Annotated in this window: 1 protein-coding gene; it reads right to left on the bottom strand. The window is 48.0% G+C overall.

Annotated features, from left to right (window positions below):
• The coding region (locus ACT3QQ_RS13950) for an IS256 family transposase (protein WP_444528434.1) at positions 1-610 on the bottom strand (610 nt) is incomplete at both ends.

Raw genomic sequence — 610 nt, 5'->3', positions numbered from 1 at the left:
CTACACAGGCAATAAGAATATCTTGAACCCCGCGGTTTTGTAGCTCAGTGAGAACACCAAGCCAGAATTTAGCGCCCTCGTTCTCTGATAGCCACATACCAAGCAGCTCTTTTTTACCATCAAGAGCAACGCCTAAGGCCAGATAGATAGCTTTGTTGATGATCTGCTTGTCCTGACGAACTTTGACGACAATGCAGTCTAAGTAGACGATAGGATAAACACTGCTCAGTGGCCGGTTCTGCCAAGCGGTGATGTCATCCAAGATGTTGTCAGTGACTCTGGAAACCAAGCTGCTTGAGATGTCGACGTCGTAGATGTCCTTGATGGTTTCGACAATCTCAGTAGTGGTTTGACCTTTGGCGTAAAAGCTGATGATTTTGTCATCAAGACCTGAAATACGGGTTTGATGCTTACTGACAAGTACAGGCTCAAAGCTACTGTCGCGGTCTCTTGGGGTGGAGATCTCAAGCTCGCCTGTGTCGCTACGGACTCTCTTTTTAGTGTGCCCATTGCGCTTATTAGGCCTGTCTGCCTTTTCATGCTTGGGGTAGCCGAGATGCTCTTCCATTTCTGCTTCTAGGGCAGTGTCGATGAAGGACTGCATGAGCTG

It is taken from the genome of Psychrobacter sp. AOP7-A1-24 (assembly GCF_052376235.1).
GTDB lineage: Bacteria > Pseudomonadota > Gammaproteobacteria > Pseudomonadales > Moraxellaceae > Psychrobacter.
The sequence above is the reverse complement of the archived record's forward strand: the minus strand, read 5'-3'. Positions and strand labels throughout refer to the sequence as shown.